Origin of the sequence: Demequina zhanjiangensis (assembly GCF_030418315.1) — a bacterium.
GTDB lineage: Bacteria > Actinomycetota > Actinomycetes > Actinomycetales > Demequinaceae > Demequina > Demequina zhanjiangensis.
On the sequence record NZ_JAUHPV010000003.1, the window covers coordinates 356371 to 371744 of the forward strand.

Sequence of the window (15374 nt, forward strand, 5' to 3'; positions counted from 1 at the left end):
GGAGTGTTAATTCCCGGGCAAGACCAGGCAAAAGGAGGATCTGCTCCGGTGGGGTCCGGAAGTGACCGGTCTCGTCCCCACCGGAGCGCCGTCGTGGGGCTTGCTCAGGCGTCCACGGATTCGCGCGCCGTCACCTCGACGGTCACGTCGATGTTGCCGCGCACCGCGTTCGAGTACGGGCACATGAGGTCGGCCTTCGCGGCGATCTGCTCTGCGGTCTCCTGGTCGATGCCGAAGGCCTCCACCTGCAGTGTGACTGCGAGGGCGAACTCGTGCATCGAGACCGGGCCGATGCCGACGCGCGCGGTGACGTGCGATCCGGCGAGCTTGATCTTCATCGACTTCGCGGCGCTCTGGAATGCGGAGTTGTAGCAGGCCGAGTATCCCGACGCGAAGAGAAGCTCGGGGTTGGCCTTCTTGGGGGTGGTGATGGGGTTCGGGATGACGAGGTCGAGGTCGATCAGCCCGTCCTTGGAGGAGACGTGGCCGCTGCGCCCGTCTCCGGTGGCGGTGGCGACGGCGGTGTAGAAGACCTTCGGCTTGGCGGTCATGGGCGCTCCTTCAGTGTTCGTGCAGGTGGGGTCCGGATGCCCCCGGGTGGCCTGCGTGCGTCGTCCACCAATGTAGACGAACTAGTACGTCTACAATGACACGAGGCAGAATGTTCCCCACGTCCCGAGCGGTTGAGTCAGGAAGGAGCGCCGATGGCAGTCCCTGAGCAGGCGACTAGGCGTCTCGGCGCGCGCGAGCGGATCCTCGCCGCGGCCACCGCACTGTTCACCGAGCACGGGATCCGCGCCGTCAGCGCTGACCGCATCCTCGCGGAGGCGGGCGTCGCCAAGGTGACCTTCTACCGGCACTTCCCGACGAAGGACGATCTCGTCGTCGCGTACCTCCAGGCGGAGCTCGCTGCGGCCAAGGAGATCGTCGCGCGGACCACCGAGCTGCCGCGCGTGTGGCGCTCACAGGCGTTCGCGCTCGCCATCGGCGAGCAGATGTGCGCGCCGGGGTTCCGCGGCTGCCCGTTCATCAACGCCGCCGCGGAGTACCCGGACCCGGCGCATCCCGTCCGTGCCGTCGTGACCCGATTCAGGGCGTGGCTCACTGGGGAGATCGCCGTGGAGCTGTCGATGCTCGGTGTCGAGGATGCCGGAGCTCGCGCGGCGGAGATCATGATGGTGCGCGACGGCGCGATGGTCGCCGGCTACCTCAGCGGGGATCCCGACGGCGTGACGGCCGCGCTCCAGCGAGCCATCGCCGCGATCGTGGGTCGCGAGGGCTGACGGTCCACGGAGGTCCTCTCGGGACCTTCTGCCCACGCGCCGCCCTGCCGCTGGCGCGATCCTCCTCATGGGTGGGAACGTCGCGCCGCGCGTCGCGGGACCAGGGTCCCGGAGGCGTGGGCTACACGTTTGAAACGATTCACTCAGCGGGCGACGCCCGTCCAAACCGTGGGCCGCAAGGCCCCTGACTGGAGGTGCAACGTGGCACAGCGCATGATCTGGAACCAGACGGCCTACTTCGGCGCCGGGTCGATCTCGGTGATCCCCGAAGAGATCGCGGGGCGAGGCTTCACCAAGGCCTTCGTGGTCTCCGACAAGGTCCTCATCGACACCGGAGTCACGGGGAAGGTGACCGCGCTGCTCGACGAGGCAGGCATCGCCTACGAGATCTACAGCAACGTCCTTCCCAACCCGCCGATCGAGAACGTCCAGGCCGGCGTCGAGGCGTTCAAGGCTGCGGGCGCCGACGTGCTGATCGGCATCGGCGGCGGCTCGCCCCAGGACACGTGCAAGGCGATCGGCATCATCGTCGCGAACCCCGAGTTCGCCGACGTGCGGTCGCTCGAGGGCGTCGCACCCACCAAGAACCCGTCAGTCCCGATCATCGCTGTCCCGACCACCGCCGGCACCGCGTCGGAGACGACGATCAACTACGTCATCACCGACGTCGAGAACCGCCGCAAGTTCGTCTGCGTGGACCCCCACGACATCCCCGTGCTGGCCGTGGTGGACTCCGAGATGATGGCCACCGCGCCCCGCAGCCTCAAGGTCGCCACCGGTCTCGACGCGCTCACCCACGCCATCGAGGGCTACATCACCGCGGGCGCATGGGAGCTGTCCGACCTGTTCCACCTCAAGGCGATCCAGGTGATCGCGGGAGCGCTCAAGGACGCCGCCGACGGCGACGAGAAGGCCATGGAGCGCATGGCGCTCGCCCAGTACATCGCGGGCATGGGCTACTCGAACGTCGGCCTGGGACTTGTCCACGCGATGGCGCACCCGCTCGGTGCGTTCTTCGAGGCACCCCACGGAGTCGCCAACGGCATCCTCCTCGCACCCGTCATGGCGTTCAACGCGCCCGCCTCCGGTGAGAAGTACCGTGACATCGCCGAGGCCTTCGGTGTCGAGGGAGCGCAGACCATGCCGCTCGAGGACGCGCGCAAGGCCGCCGTCGACGCCGTGGCGAAGCTGACCACGGACCTGGGCAACCCGACCAGCATCACGGCCGTGGGGGCCGCGGCGACGGACGTCCAGCCCCTCGCCGAGGCTGCCTTCGCCGACGTGTGCGCCGGGGGCAACCCGCGCGCCGCGAGCGTCGAGGAGATCGCCGAGCTGTACGCAGCGCTCCTCGACTGAGCCTGTGCGGTCGGGCGGCCCTCCTTCCTCCTCGGGAGGGCCGCCCGACCCGGCCGCTGGGGTCCGGGAATGCCCGCGGCGTGGGAGTGGTTGCGCGCAGCATGGATGCCTGGGATGTCCGCGACTGGCGACGCCGCACCTTCCAGCTGTACCGGCAGGTGCGCGAGGCGGAGGAGCCTGCCGAGGCCCACGCGCGCTGGGTCGAAGGCAGGAACGCGCTCCTGTCGAGCCATCCTGCGTCCCCGGTCCCTGAGGAGCGGCGACGAGGCTACGAGGCTCGGGTCGCGCCCTATGACGAGGCTTTCAGGTTCGCCGTGCCTGTAGCGCCGACCGAGCCCGAGCGCTGGGAGGTGCAGACGGCCTCCGACGGCGTCGTTCCGTTCACCAGGGTCGGGCGCGTGGATCTCGCCCACCTGGGATCGCTCGACGTGTGGTGGCTCGACAGCTACGGAGGCGGCCTCTTCCTGCCTCTGCGCGATGCGTCGCCTCAGACCTACGGTGGCGGCCGCTACGTGCTCGACACCGTCAAAGGTGCGGACCTCGGTGGGGACCCTGGTCACCTCGTGATCGACCTCAACTTCGCCTACCAGCCGTCATGCGCGTACTCGAGCGACTGGGTCTGCCCGCTTCCAGGGCCGGGCAACCGGCTCGCCGAGGACGTGCCGGTCGGGGAGCTCGTCCCCGGCTGACGGCACTGCCAGGCAAGCCGCCGCGCCAGGTGGTTGGAGAGGACCTGGCGCGGCGACAGGATCAGAGCCCGAGCGCGTCTCGCACGTCGGCATTCACGAGAGCGAGCGCTGCCTCGCGCGCAGCCCCGGCCTCGTCCTGCGACAGGGCCGCGAGCGCGATCGCCTCGCATTGCGCGACCGTGTGCTGGCGCACTGCGAATCGGACCGCGGGGAGCGCACCGGGCGACATGGACAGCGAGGTGATGCCGAGGCCGACGAGCACGAGCGCCATGAGCGGGTCCGACGCCGACTCGCCGCACACGCCGACGGGCTTGTCGAGCCGTCGGCCTGCCTGTGCCGTGCTGCGGACGAGCTCGAGCACCGCGGGCTGCCACAGGTCCAGAAGGTCGGCGAGCTCGCCACGGAGGCGGTCGGTCGCCATCGTGTACTGGGCGAGGTCGTTGGTGCCGAGCGAGACGAAGTCGACCTCGCGAAGGATCGCCTCCGCGCGGAGTGCGGCCGCCGGAACCTCCACCATCACGCCGACGGTGCCGATGCCCGCCTCGCGAGCGCGGGACGCGAAGTCCCGAGCCTCCGCAGGCGTCGCGATCATGGGGGCCATCGCCCACACGGACTCGTCGGCGACCGTGCCGAGCGCGTCGAGCTGAGTCTGCACCAGCTCGGGCAGGATGCGAGTGAGGCGGAAGCCGCGCACGCCGAGCGCGGGGTTCTCCTCGTCAGGCTGGGTGGCGAACGCCAGAGGCTTGTCCGCTCCGGCGTCGAGGGTGCGAACCACGAGCTTGCGTCCGCCGAGCGCCTCGACTGCATCCCGGTAGGCGGCTGACTGTGCCTCCTCGGAGGGCGCCTCGGTGGCGTCCAGGAAGAGCACCTCGGTGCGGAAGAGTCCCACGCCCTCCGCGTGAGCGGCGACGGCGCGCACCGCATCCGCAGGGGTGCCGATATTGGCGAGCAGCTGCACGGCGCGCCCGTCGCGGGTCGCGCCAGGCTCGGTGTCACCGGCCAGGGCGGCCTCCCGCTCCGCTCTGCGGGCGAACTCCTCCTTGAGGTCCGCCGGAGGCGCGGTGATCACACGACCCGCCGCGGCGTCGACGGCGACCTCGGTGCCTGCAGGCACGTCCGAGAGGCCTGCGACCCGTACCAGGCAGGGGATCCCCAGCTGGCCCGCGATGATCGCCGTGTGACCCGTGGGTCCACCGAGCTCGGTCACGATGCCCGCCACCAGGTCGAGATCGAGCGCGGCGGTGTCGGCGGGGGACAGGTCGAGGGCCGCCACGATCGAGCGCTCGGTCAACGCGAGGCCGGGCTCCTCGGCGCCCAGGAGCCGGGCGACGACCCGGTCGCGGACGGAGTTCAGGTCGGTCACGCGCTCGGCAAGATAGCCACCCGCCGCCTCGAACATCGCGGCGAATGCCGCGACGGCCGCGGTGACGGCCGTGGCGGGGCCAGCACCCTCGCGGATGCGCTTCTCGACGTCGGCGTGCAGGGACGCGTCGCCGGCCATCAGGGCCGTCGCCTGCAGCACCTCGGCGAGGTTGCCCTCGGCGGAGTCGGCACGAGCCTGCAGAGAGGCTGATACCTGGGAGAACGCTTCCTGGGTCGCGGCGACGGCGGCGTCAGGGTCGGCCGGCGACGGCTCGTCGGCGGGGGCCTCAGGAGCGAGCCGCACGAAGGCGACGGGCGCCACTGCGCACCCGCGGCCGACGCCCACGCCGTCCAGGATGAGGGACTCCGTGAGGGCGCTCATGCGGGCACCGAGTCCAGGTCGCTCTCGAGCATCTCGACAAGCTCGTCGAGGATCTGGTCCGAGCCGTCGTCGCCGACAAGCGTGACGTCGTCACCGTGCGAGAGCCCAAGGCCCATGATCATGAGGATGCTGGAGGCGTCGATCGGGGCCTCGCCTGCACGGGCGATCGTGATGGCATGTCCGGACGCGGCGGCCTTCTTGGCGAAGAGTGCCGCGGGGCGGGCGTGGAGGCCCGTCAGGTTCGCGATGGTGGTCTGGCGCTGCGGCATTTCTTGCCCTTTCTCGAGCTCCGTTGCTGGGGGCGGAACAGGCCGGAGAAAACAAAAAAGACCTGGCGCGGCAGGTCTGCCGCTGTCCAGGTCTTGCCCGATGCTCCGGTCACAATCCGTCAGTGCCGGGAACCGTACCTCGCCCGGGCCGGGACGCGCAAGTCCTCGTGAGGTGAGGGTGGCTCCCTCGCGCGCGCGAGAAGAGACGAACCGGTTTGCAGGCCATGTGCCAGGTGCGACACATTCCGGTTGCACGCGGTGCCGAGGAGTGTTAGGTTCCTGCCAATCGCGGAATGACCCGCGATCGAACACACGGGATTGTTACTTTCCAAGGCAAGACCCGGGTCTCGAAGGACGCGCAGCCCATGGCTGCGACGATGCGTCGCTTCTCGAGCCCCGGGTCTTTTTGCGTCTTGGGGCAGGTGGCGGCCCTGCGAGCTGATTCAAGGAGGAATCATGGCAGCTCCGACGAAGTACGACTCGACCGCATCGGCGGTCATCTCCGCGATCGGAGGTGCTGAGAACGTCAAGTCCGTGACCCACTGCGCGACACGGCTCCGTTTCCAGCTCAACGACCGCGACAAGGCCGACAAGGCGAAGGTGGAGTCCACCAAGGGCGTCATCACCGTCGTCGAGTCCGGTGGACAGTTCCAGGTCGTGATAGGCAACGACGTCGCGAAGGTCTACGAGAGCATCGTGGAGCGCGAGAACGTCACGGCATCCGAGGGTGGCGGCGGCGGAGGCGGCATCATGGCCCGTCTGATCGACCTGGTCACCAGCATCTTCACGCCGTTCCTGTGGATCCTCGCCGGCACCGGACTCCTCAAGGCGCTGCTCGCCACGGCCGTGGCGATCTGGCCCTCGTTCGCCGCCACGTCCACCTACGCGATCTGGTTCGCAGCCGGTGACGCGGCATTCCAGTTCCTTCCCGCCTTCCTGGCGATCACCGCCGCGAAGAAGTTCAAGGCGAACCAGTGGGTGGCGCTCGCCATCGCCGGGGCGCTCATCTACTCGCAGACCGTCGCGGTCATCGAGGGTCAGACGCTGTACGCGTTCGCCGGCGGCGGCGGCTCGCTCGACTTCCTCGGGATCCCCGTGACGATGCCTGCCTACCTGTCGGCCGTCATCCCGGTCATCCTCGCGGTGTACGTGCAGGCCAAGCTCGAGGTGCTCCTCGACAAGGTGCTGCCCTCCGCGATCCGCAACTTCGTGAGCCCCCTCGTCGTCATCGCGCTGATCGTGCCCGCGACCTTCATCGTCATCGGCCCGGTCTCCGACTGGCTCGGCACCGGCCTGTCCAACGGCGTGAACTGGTTCTGGGGACTCAGCCCCGCCATCGGTGGCGCCATCATGGGTGGTCTCTGGCAGGTCTTCGTGATCTTCGGTCTGCACTGGGGATTCGTGCCCGTCATCGTCCAGGACCTCTCGACGCAGGGCTACTCGCTCCTCACCGGACCGCTGTTCGCCGCGGTGCTCGCCCAGGGCGCCGCCACGGCCGCGGTGCTCATCAAGACCCGCAACAAGGACCTCAAGGGCGTCGCCGGTCCTGCGGCGATCTCCGGCATCCTCGCAGGCATCACCGAGCCCGCGATCTACGGTGTCACCCTGCGTCTGAAGAAGCCGTTCATCTACGGCGTCATCGGTGGTGCCATCGGTGGTGCGATCGCAGCAGCCGGCGGCTCGGCCGCGGAGGGCTTCGTCCTTCCCGGACTCATCACGCTGACCGCGACCGTGAACATCGGCTCGTTCGCCATGCAGCTCATCGGCACCGGTCTCGCGATGGTGATCGCCTTCACCCTGACGCTCGTGCTCGGCTTCAAGGACATCCCGTCGGATGTCGAGGCCGTGGGTGAGGTCGTGGACGCGGGAGACGTCGAGGTCGGGGCCCCCGTCGCCGGCACCGTCATCCCGCTGGCCGAGGTCAACGACAAGGTCTTCTCGTCGGGCGCTCTCGGCCATGGCGCAGGAGTGCTCCCCACGTCCGGCACCGTCGTGTCGCCGGTCGCGGGCGAGGTCGTCTCGGCGATGCCTCACGCCTACGGGATCCGCACCCCGGGTGGGCTGGAGGTGCTGGTCCACATCGGCATCGACACCGTGAAGCTCGACGGCAAGCACTTCGAGCCGAAGGCGATCCAGGGCTCCACCGTCGCACGCGGCGATGCGCTCGCCGAGGTCGACTTCGAGGCGCTCAAGGCCGACGGGTTCGACACGACGACGCTGGTGATCATCACCAACGCCGGCGAGGGAGACCACGTGACGATGTCCACAGACGCCGTGGTCGACGGCGCCGCGGACCTGATCACCGTCGTCCGCTGAGCCTCCGGTCCGGGTCCGTGCCAGACGCGCGGACCCGGACCGGGTGCTTTCCTCAGATGACGCAGATTGCGTATCGTCAGGACCAGGTGCAACGCCGCACCGATGAAGGGAAGAGGTCGATGAAGGTCGCCAAGGTCTTCAACAACTCGGTCGTGCTCGGCACGGACGAGCAGGGAGGCGAGGTCGTGCTGTTCGGGCGCGGCGTCGGCTTTCAGGCGAAGCGCGGCGACGTCGTCGACGAGTCCCTCATCGAGAGGCGCTTCGTACCGGGTGCGAACGCCTCGGCGGAGCGGATCGCGGCACTCGTCGACGAGCTCCCCGGCGAGGACATCGACCTCACCGAGAAGATCGTCGCGGAGGGCCGCGTGGCGCTCGGCGACCATGTCACCGATCATGTGCTCGTCCCGCTCGCTGACCACATCAGCTTCGCCCTGCGGCGGGCCCGCGAAGGCGCGCCCGTCATCGAGTACCCGCTCCGGTACGAGGTGGAGTCCCTCTACCCGGAGGAGCTCGCCTTCGCACGCCACGCTCTTCACCTGATCGAGGAGGCGAGCGGCGTGCCGCTGCCGGACGTCGAGGCGGTTCCTCTGGCCCTGCACTTCGTGAACGCGCAGTTCGGGGCGCGGGACATCTCCACGACGATGAACATGACGACCGAGCTGGCGCACCTGCTCGACATCATCCGCCAGGAGTACTCGGCCGACATCGACGAGGACTCGACCGCGGTGGCACGATTCGTCACGCACCTGCGCTACCTGTACGTCAGGGGCCGCAGTGGCATCCGCCGCGATCTCGAGACGCCCCCGCTCGCGCAGGCGATCAAGGCGACCCAGCCGAGAGAGCATGCGACCGCGCAGCGGATGGCCGAGTACCTCGCAAGCCGCTACGGGTGGGACGTCGGCGAGGGAGAGGTCCTGTACCTCTCGATCCACGTCATGCGGCTCACCGCCGGCCTCGGCGTCTCCACAGGACCCGGCGATGGCAGTTGAGTCCACCGCGCTCGCGTCGTCGATCATCGCCCTCGCGGGTGGGGTCGACAACATCTCGGGCGTCGAGAGGTGCATGGTGAGGCTCCGGCTGATCCTCGCCGATCCGGACGTCGCAGATGTGCCCGCGATCGCCTCTCTGCCCGGCGTCGCTCTCGCGATGCACCTGATGGGTCAGCTGCAGATCGCCCCGACCGCGCACCTCGACGACCTGCATGCGACTGTCGTGGACGCTGTGGCAGCCGCTCGTCCCTGACCGTCACCCCCACCCGACATCCACTCACGGGCGCGCGCTGTGCCGTGCCCGCCGCAGACCACCAACGGAAGAAGGAACTCTCATGACCGACACCGCACCGCGCTTCCCGGAGGGCTTCCTCTGGGGCGGCGCCACCGCCGCGAACCAGATCGAGGGCGCGTATGCCGAGGGCGGCAAGGGGCTGTCCATCCAGGACGTGACGCCGCAGGGGATCATGTTCCCGCGCGTCGACGGTCCCACCGAGGACAACCTCAAGCTCGAGGCGATCGACTTCTATCACCGCTATGCGGAGGACATCGCGCTGTTCGCGGAGATGGGCTTCAAGGTGTTCCGCTTCTCGATCGCATGGTCGCGGATCTTCCCGCTCGGCGACGAGGAGACTCCCAACGAGGATGGGCTGGCGTTCTACGACCGGGTGCTGGACGAGCTGGAGAAGCATGGCATCGAGCCGCTGATCACGCTGTCGCACTACGAGACGCCGCTGCATCTGGCGGAGAAGTACGACGGCTGGGTCAACCGCGACCTGATCGGCTTCTACGAGCGCTACGCCCGCACCTGCTTCGAGCGCTACGGCGACCGCGTGAAGTACTGGCTGACGTTCAACGAGATCAACTCCGTGCTGCACATCCCGTTCGGCTCCGGCGGCATCAACACGCCCAAGGAGCAGCTGTCCGAGCAGGACCTCTATCAGGCCATCCACCACGAGCTCGTCGCGTCGGCACGGGCCACCCGCGTGGCCAAGGAGATCAACCCGGAGATGCAGATCGGCTGCATGGTGCTCTCGATGCCGATCTACCCGCTCACGCCGAACCCGGACGACGCGGTGGCGGTGATGAACGCCGACCACGCGAACCTCATGTTCTCGGACGTGCACGTGCGGGGCTACTACCCCGGCTACGCGAAGCGGTTCTTCCGTGAGAACGGTATCGAGCTGAACATCACCGATCAGGACGCCGAAGACCTCACGAACACCGTCGACTTCGTGTCCTTCAGCTACTACATGTCGATCTGCGAGTCGGGAGACCCGACGGTCAAGGCCGACGGGCCGGGCAACATCATGGGCGGCGTGCCGAACCCGACGCTCGAGGCGTCCGAGTGGGGCTGGCAGATCGACCCGCAGGGCCTCAGGATCGTGCTCAACCAGTTCTGGGACCGGTGGCAGAAGCCGCTGTTCATCGTGGAGAACGGTCTGGGCGCCAAGGACCAGCTCGTAGAGGTCGACGGTGTGAAGACCGTCGAGGACGACTACCGGATCGCCTACCTGAACGACCACCTGGTCCAGGTGGGAGAGGCCATCGCCGACGGCGTGAACCTCCTGGGCTACACCACCTGGGGCCCGATCGACCTGATCTCGGCGTCGACCGCGCAGGTGTCCAAGCGCTACGGATTCATCTACGTGGATCGCAACGACGACGGCACCGGCTCGCTCGACCGCTACAAGAAGAAGTCCTTCGACTGGTACGCCGAGGTGATCCGCACCAACGGCGGCTCGCTCCAAGCGTGACGCAGGGTCGAGCGGAGGGCGCTTCCCGGGCGGGCGAGCCCTCCGCTCGACACAAGGCAGGATGAGGCTATGAGACTTGCGCTACTCGGCTCAGGGATGATCGTGCAGGAGCTGCTGTCCGTCGCAGGCGATGTGCCTGGCCTGACACTGGCCGCGATCCAGGGAAGGCCGGCGTCGAAGGATCGGCTCGACGCATTGGCCGCCGAGCACGGCATCGCGACGGTGTACACAGACCTGGAGGAATGCCTGGCCGACCCCGACGTCGACACCGTATACATCGGGCTGCCCAACGATCTGCATCACGCGGCAGCCAAGGCCTCGCTGCTGGCCGGCAAGCACGTGGTCTGCGAGAAGCCCTTCACCAGCACTGTCGAGGAGCTCGACGAGCTGATCGCCCTGGCGAAGGAACGCGAGCTGATGCTGGTCGAGGCGATCAGCACGGTGCACCATGCCTCGTACAGGGAGATCGTGCGACGGCTGCCGACCCTCGGACGCCTCAGGCTCGTCGAGTGCGTCTACTCCCAGCGGTCGTCACGGTACGACGCGTTCCGCGCGGGAGACATCCATCCGGCCTTCGATCCCGCGCGAGGCGGGGGAGCGCTACGGGACCTCGGCATCTACGGCATCCACTTCGTCGTGGGACTGCTCGGCGAGCCGACGAACGTCTCCTACCACCCCACCCTCGAGCGTGGGGTCGACACGAACGGCGTGCTGGTGCTCTCCTACCCGGAGTCCCAGGCCGTCGTCGTCTGCGCGAAGGACTCCCAGGCGTCGTCCCATGCGACGGTCCAGGGCGACGAGGCGACCATCGAGATGCACGGCGCACCCAACACGTGCGGACCCCTCACGGTCTCCGGACGCGAGAGCAGGGAGTACCTTGACCCCGCCACGCACCCGCATCGCATGGTGGACGAGTTCCTCGAGTTCGTCCGGATCCTTGAGGACGGCGACATGGTCGCGCGCGACAGGCTGCTGGAGCACAGCCGCACCGTTCTGAGGACCCTCGAGCGCGCGTCCGCCTGACGGGCCGCGGCTACCGGCTAGCGTGGCCTCGTGGACATCCTCGTGGTCGCCTCGACCCTGCCGGCTGATGCGGACGACCAGGTCCCCAGGTTCGTGCTGGACCAGGCGCTCTCGCTCGCAGCCGCCGACCCGGACGTGACGGTGCGGCTGCTCGCGCCCCACACTCCGCGATCGCGTGCCCGGAGCTGGCCGCAGGTCGAGGGCGCTGACGGCCGGGTGACACAGGACCGCTTCGGCTACGCGCCCCGGAGCCTGGAGACGCTGACCGCGCGCGGGATCATGCCGGCGATCGCGGAGCGGCGTGCCCTTGTGGGCGTCGTGCCTCTGATGTTCGCAGGCGAGCATCGTGCGCTGAGGCGCGCGGTCAAGGCGCGTCGTCCCGACGTGATCTACGCGCATTGGTTCACCCCGCAGGCCATCGTCGCCTCGTCCGTCGCGCGACGGATGAGGGTGCCCTTCGGGTTCACCACGCACGCCTCGGACGTCGTCGTCCTTCGGCGGCTCGGGCCCGTGGGCAACCGCATCGTCAGGACGGTGGTCTCGCGCGCCGCCTTCGCCACGGCGGTCAGCGGTCAGACCGCGACCAAGCTGCTCGACTTCTTCACGGGGGAGCGCAGGGCAGAGGTGGAGGCGGAGCTCGCGGTCGCTCCGATGGGGGCGCCAGCCGTGAACAAGGGGGTTCCGGCAGGGGACCCGCACACCGTGTGCGTGATCGCGCGTCTCGTGGAGAAGAAGGGCATTCACGTGCTCCTGGACGCCTGGCCTTCGGTCCGCGCGAACGTTCCCGACGCGCGACTCCTCATCGGGGGAGACGGGCCGTGGCGCTCCAGGCTTGAGGCGCAGGCGAGGGGCGTGGACGGTGTCGAGTTCGTCGGCTATGTCACCGGCGACGCCAAGGCCTCGCTCGAGCAGCGCGCTGGCATCGTGGCGGTGCCCTCGATCGTGGGACGCGACGGCGACTCGGAGGGGCTTCCCGTGGCCGCCCTCGAAGCGTTGGCCCGAGGCGCCGCGCTCGTTGTCAGCGACGCCTCTGGCGCCCAGGAGCTGCTGTACGACAGCGACGCCGGCGCCGTCGTCGGGGCGGGTGATCCCGAGGCCTTGGCAGACGCGCTGGTCGCGCTCATGGGTCGTGACGACGGCGCGCGCGAGCGAGCCCGTGAGGCGGCCCTCCATGTCGCAGAGAGTCACAGCTGGGAGGCGCTCGCCCCGGACATGCTGCGCCGACTCGACGCTGCGGCAGGATGGTCCGCGTGAAGATCCTCCTCATGAACTCGGACCTCGCCGCCAACCGCGGCGACCGGGCGATCGCCGCCGGCCTCATCGCGCTCGCACGCGACACCTTCCCCGACGCCCAGATCACCCTGGTGTCCCAGGAGGCGGAGCGCGATGGGGAGTGGTTCGGTGCGTCGGTGCTGCCGCAGAACATCCACTCGCTCAACCCGCTCGACTGGTGGAGGCTCCTGCGCGCTGCACGTCGGGCGGACCTGGTGCTGTGGGGTGGGGGAGAGCTGCTCAAGGACTACACGAACCGGCTCGGCGTCTGGTACTGGTCGCTCAAGATGCATCTGGTGTCCGTGGCGAACGCCCAGCTGGTCGGCGTCTTCCAGGGGATCGGCCCCACGAGCGCGCCGTCCAGCCGCTGGCTGATAGTCCGAACCGTCTCCCGCACGAAGGCCTTCCTGACCAGGGATGAGCAGTCGAAGGAACGGCTCGAGGCGTGGGGCGTGCGGCCGGGGCTCGTGACGTCGAGCTTCGACTCCGCGGTGTACGCGTCCGACGTGGATCCCGACGTGAAGAGCCCCGCCTCGAGATTCGCGATCGTGGCCCCGCGTCGATGGTTCCATTACACGAAGGGCGGCTGGCTTCCTCACCGCTGGCGTCGCGGGCAGGGGCCCTCGCCGCGCTCCGAGCTCCTCGAGCAGCGCGTGGTCCAGCTGATCGATCTCCTTGTCGCGCAGCACGGCGACGTGGTCCTGCTCCCGATGCACATGGGTGAGGACCCGGACTATGCACGCGCGCTCCGTGACAGGGCCGCTCACCCGCACAGGGTGCACGTGCTCGCGGACGACGACCTCGGCCCACGCGCGCTCCGCTCGCTCGTGTCGCGGGCCGACGTGATGATCGCGCTGCGACTCCACGCCGGCATCGTCGCGACGTCGGTCGGGGTGCCGACCGTCACCTACTTCTATGTGGACAAGGGGCGGCTCTTCGCCCATCAGGTGGACGCCGACGCGTACACGCGCCCCATGGAGCGCCTCCTCGAGGACGACGCTCTTGAGGACTTCTCGGCGATGTCCGCGGCAGTCGTCGACGACGATTCCCAGCGTGCCGCCGGCGAGGCCCGGATCGCTGAGATGCGTGCGCGGCTCCGCGAGGACTTCCGTGAGGCCGTGAGCCGATGACCCCCCAGGCGCCCGGGCCGCACCGGAGCGATGAGAGCGAGCCTGTCTCGTCCGGCGTCGGAGAGTCCGTGCGGGCGCGGGGCGGGTGGGTCACCTTCGCGCGGTGGGCCTTCTACGCTGCGATCGCCGCCGCCTTCATGTTCTTCCTCTGGCGCGTGGACTGGGCTGAGCTCCAGGATCTCGACGCCAACTGGGCGCTCGTCGCCATCGCGACCGGCCTGGGCGTCGCGTTCCGCTACCTGGGCGTGTTCGTGTGGCGGGTCGTGCTCACACGGCTCGGAGCCGAGGATCTTCCGCGCTTCAGGACGCTGTCCTCGGTCTATGCCAAGGCATGGCTCGCCAGGTACATCCCCGGCACGGTCCCGTGGCTCGCCGGGAAGGTCCTTCTCGCGTCCCGGCATGGCATCTCGCGGTCGCGGCTCGCGGTATCCACGCTGGTGGAGGCCGCCGCGCAGATCGTCGCGGTCGGCGCGGTGTCGCTGCTCCTGCTTGCCGTCGACCCGCGAGTCGGGGAGGTGTCCCCGTCCCTGCGCCTCCTTGTCGCGGCGGGTGCGGTCGTGGGCTTCGCGGCGATGGCGCCGCCAGTGTTCAACCGGGTCATGGCGCTCGGGTTCCGACTGATGAAGCGTGGGAGGCCCGCCCAGGTCGGCTGGCCCGTCGTGCGCGACTCGCTCGCGCTGTATGGCGGGGGAGCGCTGCTGTCGGGGCTCGCGTACGCGGTGCTGATTCTCGCGCTCGTCGAGGACGTGAGCGCGGGCGACATCGTGTACCTGGTCGGCGCGTTCGGGTTCGCTGGCGTGGTGGGCATGCTGACACCGCTGGTGCCCGCGGGAGTGGGCACGAGGGACGTGACGCAGTACGCGCTGCTCGCGATCGTCCTGACGCCCGCCACGGCCGCGCTGATCGTCCTGGTGAGCCGCGTGTGGTCGGCGCTCGTGGATCTGCTGTTCTGGGCCATCGCGGTGGCGATCGGGCGGGGAGAGGGAGAACGATGACAGTCGTTTGCGTCTGAAAGCGAGTGCGTCGTGTGGTCGCTTGATCGAGAACCGTGATCAGGGCCATCCGTCCGGAGTCACGTGAGTTCCATGCGGAACAGCAGCTCCACCGGTTCTCCTGGCAGTTGCAGCTCTCCGCAGTCGACGAAGCCGAGCCGACGGTAGAAGTGCTGAGCACTCTCGGTAGAGAGTGTCGACGTCATGACTCGCACGTGTTGCGAGGCACGGGCCGAGTCGAGCCAGGCCTCGATCAATGAGGTCCCGATCCCGTTTCCCCGAAGATCCGCCCGAACCATGAGCATGTTCATGAATGGATGCTCGTCCCAGAAGAGAGACCATCGGAGCCAGCCGACGATCTCGGAGTCCTGTTCGGCGAGCAGCGCACGGCCGAGAGAAACTACGCGCTCGAGCTCCGCCGCGCGCACATGTGTGTCGAGCGTGGTGAGATGAACGAGGTCGGCTTGGTCGGCGGTGCGGATGCTTGCCTGGTGCACCGACTCAGTTTGCCAGTCCCTCGGCGAGGCTCGCGGAACATTCCGGGATGAAGAAAG

Annotated in this window: 15 protein-coding genes; 11 read left to right on the plus strand and 4 right to left on the minus strand. The window is 68.8% G+C overall.

The window, feature by feature from the left end:
* Positions 1-104 precede the first annotated feature (104 nt).
* Positions 105-551, minus strand: a complete 447-nt coding sequence (locus QQX04_RS06980) for an Ohr family peroxiredoxin (protein ID WP_301127558.1) — start codon at positions 549-551, stop codon at positions 105-107.
* Positions 552-704: 153 nt separating this feature from the next.
* Here QQX04_RS06980 and QQX04_RS06985 point away from each other — a divergent pair, with 153 nt between their 5' ends.
* The 3 genes from QQX04_RS06985 (at position 705) to QQX04_RS06995 (ending at position 3328) form a co-directional block, all read left to right on the plus strand.
* Positions 705-1283, plus strand: a complete 579-nt coding sequence (locus tag QQX04_RS06985; protein WP_301127560.1) for a TetR/AcrR family transcriptional regulator — start codon at positions 705-707, stop codon at positions 1281-1283.
* A gap of 201 nt (positions 1284-1484) precedes the next feature.
* The gene (fucO, locus tag QQX04_RS06990) at positions 1485-2639 is read left to right on the plus strand and encodes a lactaldehyde reductase (RefSeq protein ID WP_301127562.1); all 1155 of its coding nucleotides are present in this window, start codon (positions 1485-1487) and stop codon (positions 2637-2639) included.
* A 101-nt stretch (positions 2640-2740) separates the two neighbouring features.
* Complete coding sequence (locus tag QQX04_RS06995) at positions 2741-3328, plus strand: DUF1684 domain-containing protein (RefSeq protein ID WP_301127563.1); 588 nt, start codon at positions 2741-2743, stop codon at positions 3326-3328.
* A 61-nt stretch (positions 3329-3389) separates the two neighbouring features.
* Here QQX04_RS06995 and ptsP read toward each other — a convergent pair whose 3' ends face one another.
* Both ptsP and QQX04_RS07005 read right to left on the minus strand, forming a co-directional pair.
* Positions 3390-5072, minus strand: coding sequence for a phosphoenolpyruvate--protein phosphotransferase (gene ptsP / locus QQX04_RS07000; RefSeq protein ID WP_301127565.1), 1683 nt, complete (start codon positions 5070-5072; stop codon positions 3390-3392).
* Positions 5069-5341 (minus strand): HPr family phosphocarrier protein, encoded by a 273-nt coding sequence (locus tag QQX04_RS07005; protein ID WP_301127566.1) that lies wholly within the window; start codon positions 5339-5341, stop codon positions 5069-5071. The genes ptsP and QQX04_RS07005 overlap by 4 nt, the downstream gene beginning before the upstream one ends.
* Before the next feature lie 456 nt (positions 5342-5797).
* Between QQX04_RS07005 and QQX04_RS07010 the strand changes: the two genes are divergently transcribed.
* The 8 genes from QQX04_RS07010 (at position 5798) to QQX04_RS07045 (ending at position 14823) form a co-directional block, all read left to right on the plus strand.
* Positions 5798-7657, plus strand: coding sequence for a beta-glucoside-specific PTS transporter subunit IIABC (locus QQX04_RS07010; protein WP_301127568.1), 1860 nt, complete (start codon positions 5798-5800; stop codon positions 7655-7657).
* Between the two features lie 119 nt (positions 7658-7776).
* Complete coding sequence (locus QQX04_RS07015; RefSeq protein WP_301127570.1) at positions 7777-8646, plus strand: PRD domain-containing protein; 870 nt, start codon at positions 7777-7779, stop codon at positions 8644-8646.
* Positions 8636-8899, plus strand: coding sequence for a PTS sugar transporter subunit IIB (locus tag QQX04_RS07020; protein ID WP_301127571.1), 264 nt, complete (start codon positions 8636-8638; stop codon positions 8897-8899). Before QQX04_RS07015 ends, QQX04_RS07020 begins: the two co-directional genes overlap by 11 nt.
* 82 nt (positions 8900-8981) lie before the next feature.
* Positions 8982-10403 (plus strand): glycoside hydrolase family 1 protein, encoded by a 1422-nt coding sequence (locus QQX04_RS07025; RefSeq protein WP_301127573.1) that lies wholly within the window; start codon positions 8982-8984, stop codon positions 10401-10403.
* Positions 10404-10472: 69 nt separating this feature from the next.
* Entirely contained in the window at positions 10473-11426 is a 954-nt protein-coding gene (locus QQX04_RS07030; protein WP_301127592.1) for a Gfo/Idh/MocA family protein, read from the plus strand.
* Between the two features lie 30 nt (positions 11427-11456).
* Complete coding sequence (locus tag QQX04_RS07035) at positions 11457-12680, plus strand: glycosyltransferase family 4 protein (protein WP_301127594.1); 1224 nt, start codon at positions 11457-11459, stop codon at positions 12678-12680.
* Entirely contained in the window at positions 12677-13828 is a 1152-nt protein-coding gene (locus QQX04_RS07040) for a polysaccharide pyruvyl transferase family protein (protein WP_301127595.1), read from the plus strand. The genes QQX04_RS07035 and QQX04_RS07040 overlap by 4 nt, the downstream gene beginning before the upstream one ends.
* Complete coding sequence (locus QQX04_RS07045) at positions 13825-14823, plus strand: lysylphosphatidylglycerol synthase domain-containing protein (RefSeq protein WP_301127596.1); 999 nt, start codon at positions 13825-13827, stop codon at positions 14821-14823. Before QQX04_RS07040 ends, QQX04_RS07045 begins: the two co-directional genes overlap by 4 nt.
* 77 nt (positions 14824-14900) lie before the next feature.
* Here the strand turns inward: QQX04_RS07045 and QQX04_RS07050 are convergent, their stop codons facing one another.
* Entirely contained in the window at positions 14901-15317 is a 417-nt protein-coding gene (locus QQX04_RS07050) for a GNAT family N-acetyltransferase (protein ID WP_301127598.1), read from the minus strand.
* Positions 15318-15374 lie beyond the last annotated feature (57 nt).

Coding starts and splice junctions, on each gene's coding strand:
- QQX04_RS07025 (WP_301127573.1), top strand. CDS start 8,982: ATGACCGACACCGCACCGCGCTTCCCGGAGGGCTTCCTCTGGGGCGGC.
- QQX04_RS07010 (WP_301127568.1), top strand. CDS start 5,798: ATGGCAGCTCCGACGAAGTACGACTCGACCGCATCGGCGGTCATCTCC.
- QQX04_RS07020 (WP_301127571.1), top strand. CDS start 8,636: ATGGCAGTTGAGTCCACCGCGCTCGCGTCGTCGATCATCGCCCTCGCG.
- ptsP (WP_301127565.1), bottom strand. CDS start 5,072: ATGAGCGCCCTCACGGAGTCCCTCATCCTGGACGGCGTGGGCGTCGGC.
- QQX04_RS07005 (WP_301127566.1), bottom strand. CDS start 5,341: ATGCCGCAGCGCCAGACCACCATCGCGAACCTGACGGGCCTCCACGCC.
- QQX04_RS06985 (WP_301127560.1), top strand. CDS start 705: ATGGCAGTCCCTGAGCAGGCGACTAGGCGTCTCGGCGCGCGCGAGCGG.
- QQX04_RS07030 (WP_301127592.1), top strand. CDS start 10,473: ATGAGACTTGCGCTACTCGGCTCAGGGATGATCGTGCAGGAGCTGCTG.
- QQX04_RS06980 (WP_301127558.1), bottom strand. CDS start 551: ATGACCGCCAAGCCGAAGGTCTTCTACACCGCCGTCGCCACCGCCACC.
- QQX04_RS07015 (WP_301127570.1), top strand. CDS start 7,777: ATGAAGGTCGCCAAGGTCTTCAACAACTCGGTCGTGCTCGGCACGGAC.
- QQX04_RS06995 (WP_301127563.1), top strand. CDS start 2,741: ATGGATGCCTGGGATGTCCGCGACTGGCGACGCCGCACCTTCCAGCTG.
- QQX04_RS07045 (WP_301127596.1), top strand. CDS start 13,825: ATGACCCCCCAGGCGCCCGGGCCGCACCGGAGCGATGAGAGCGAGCCT.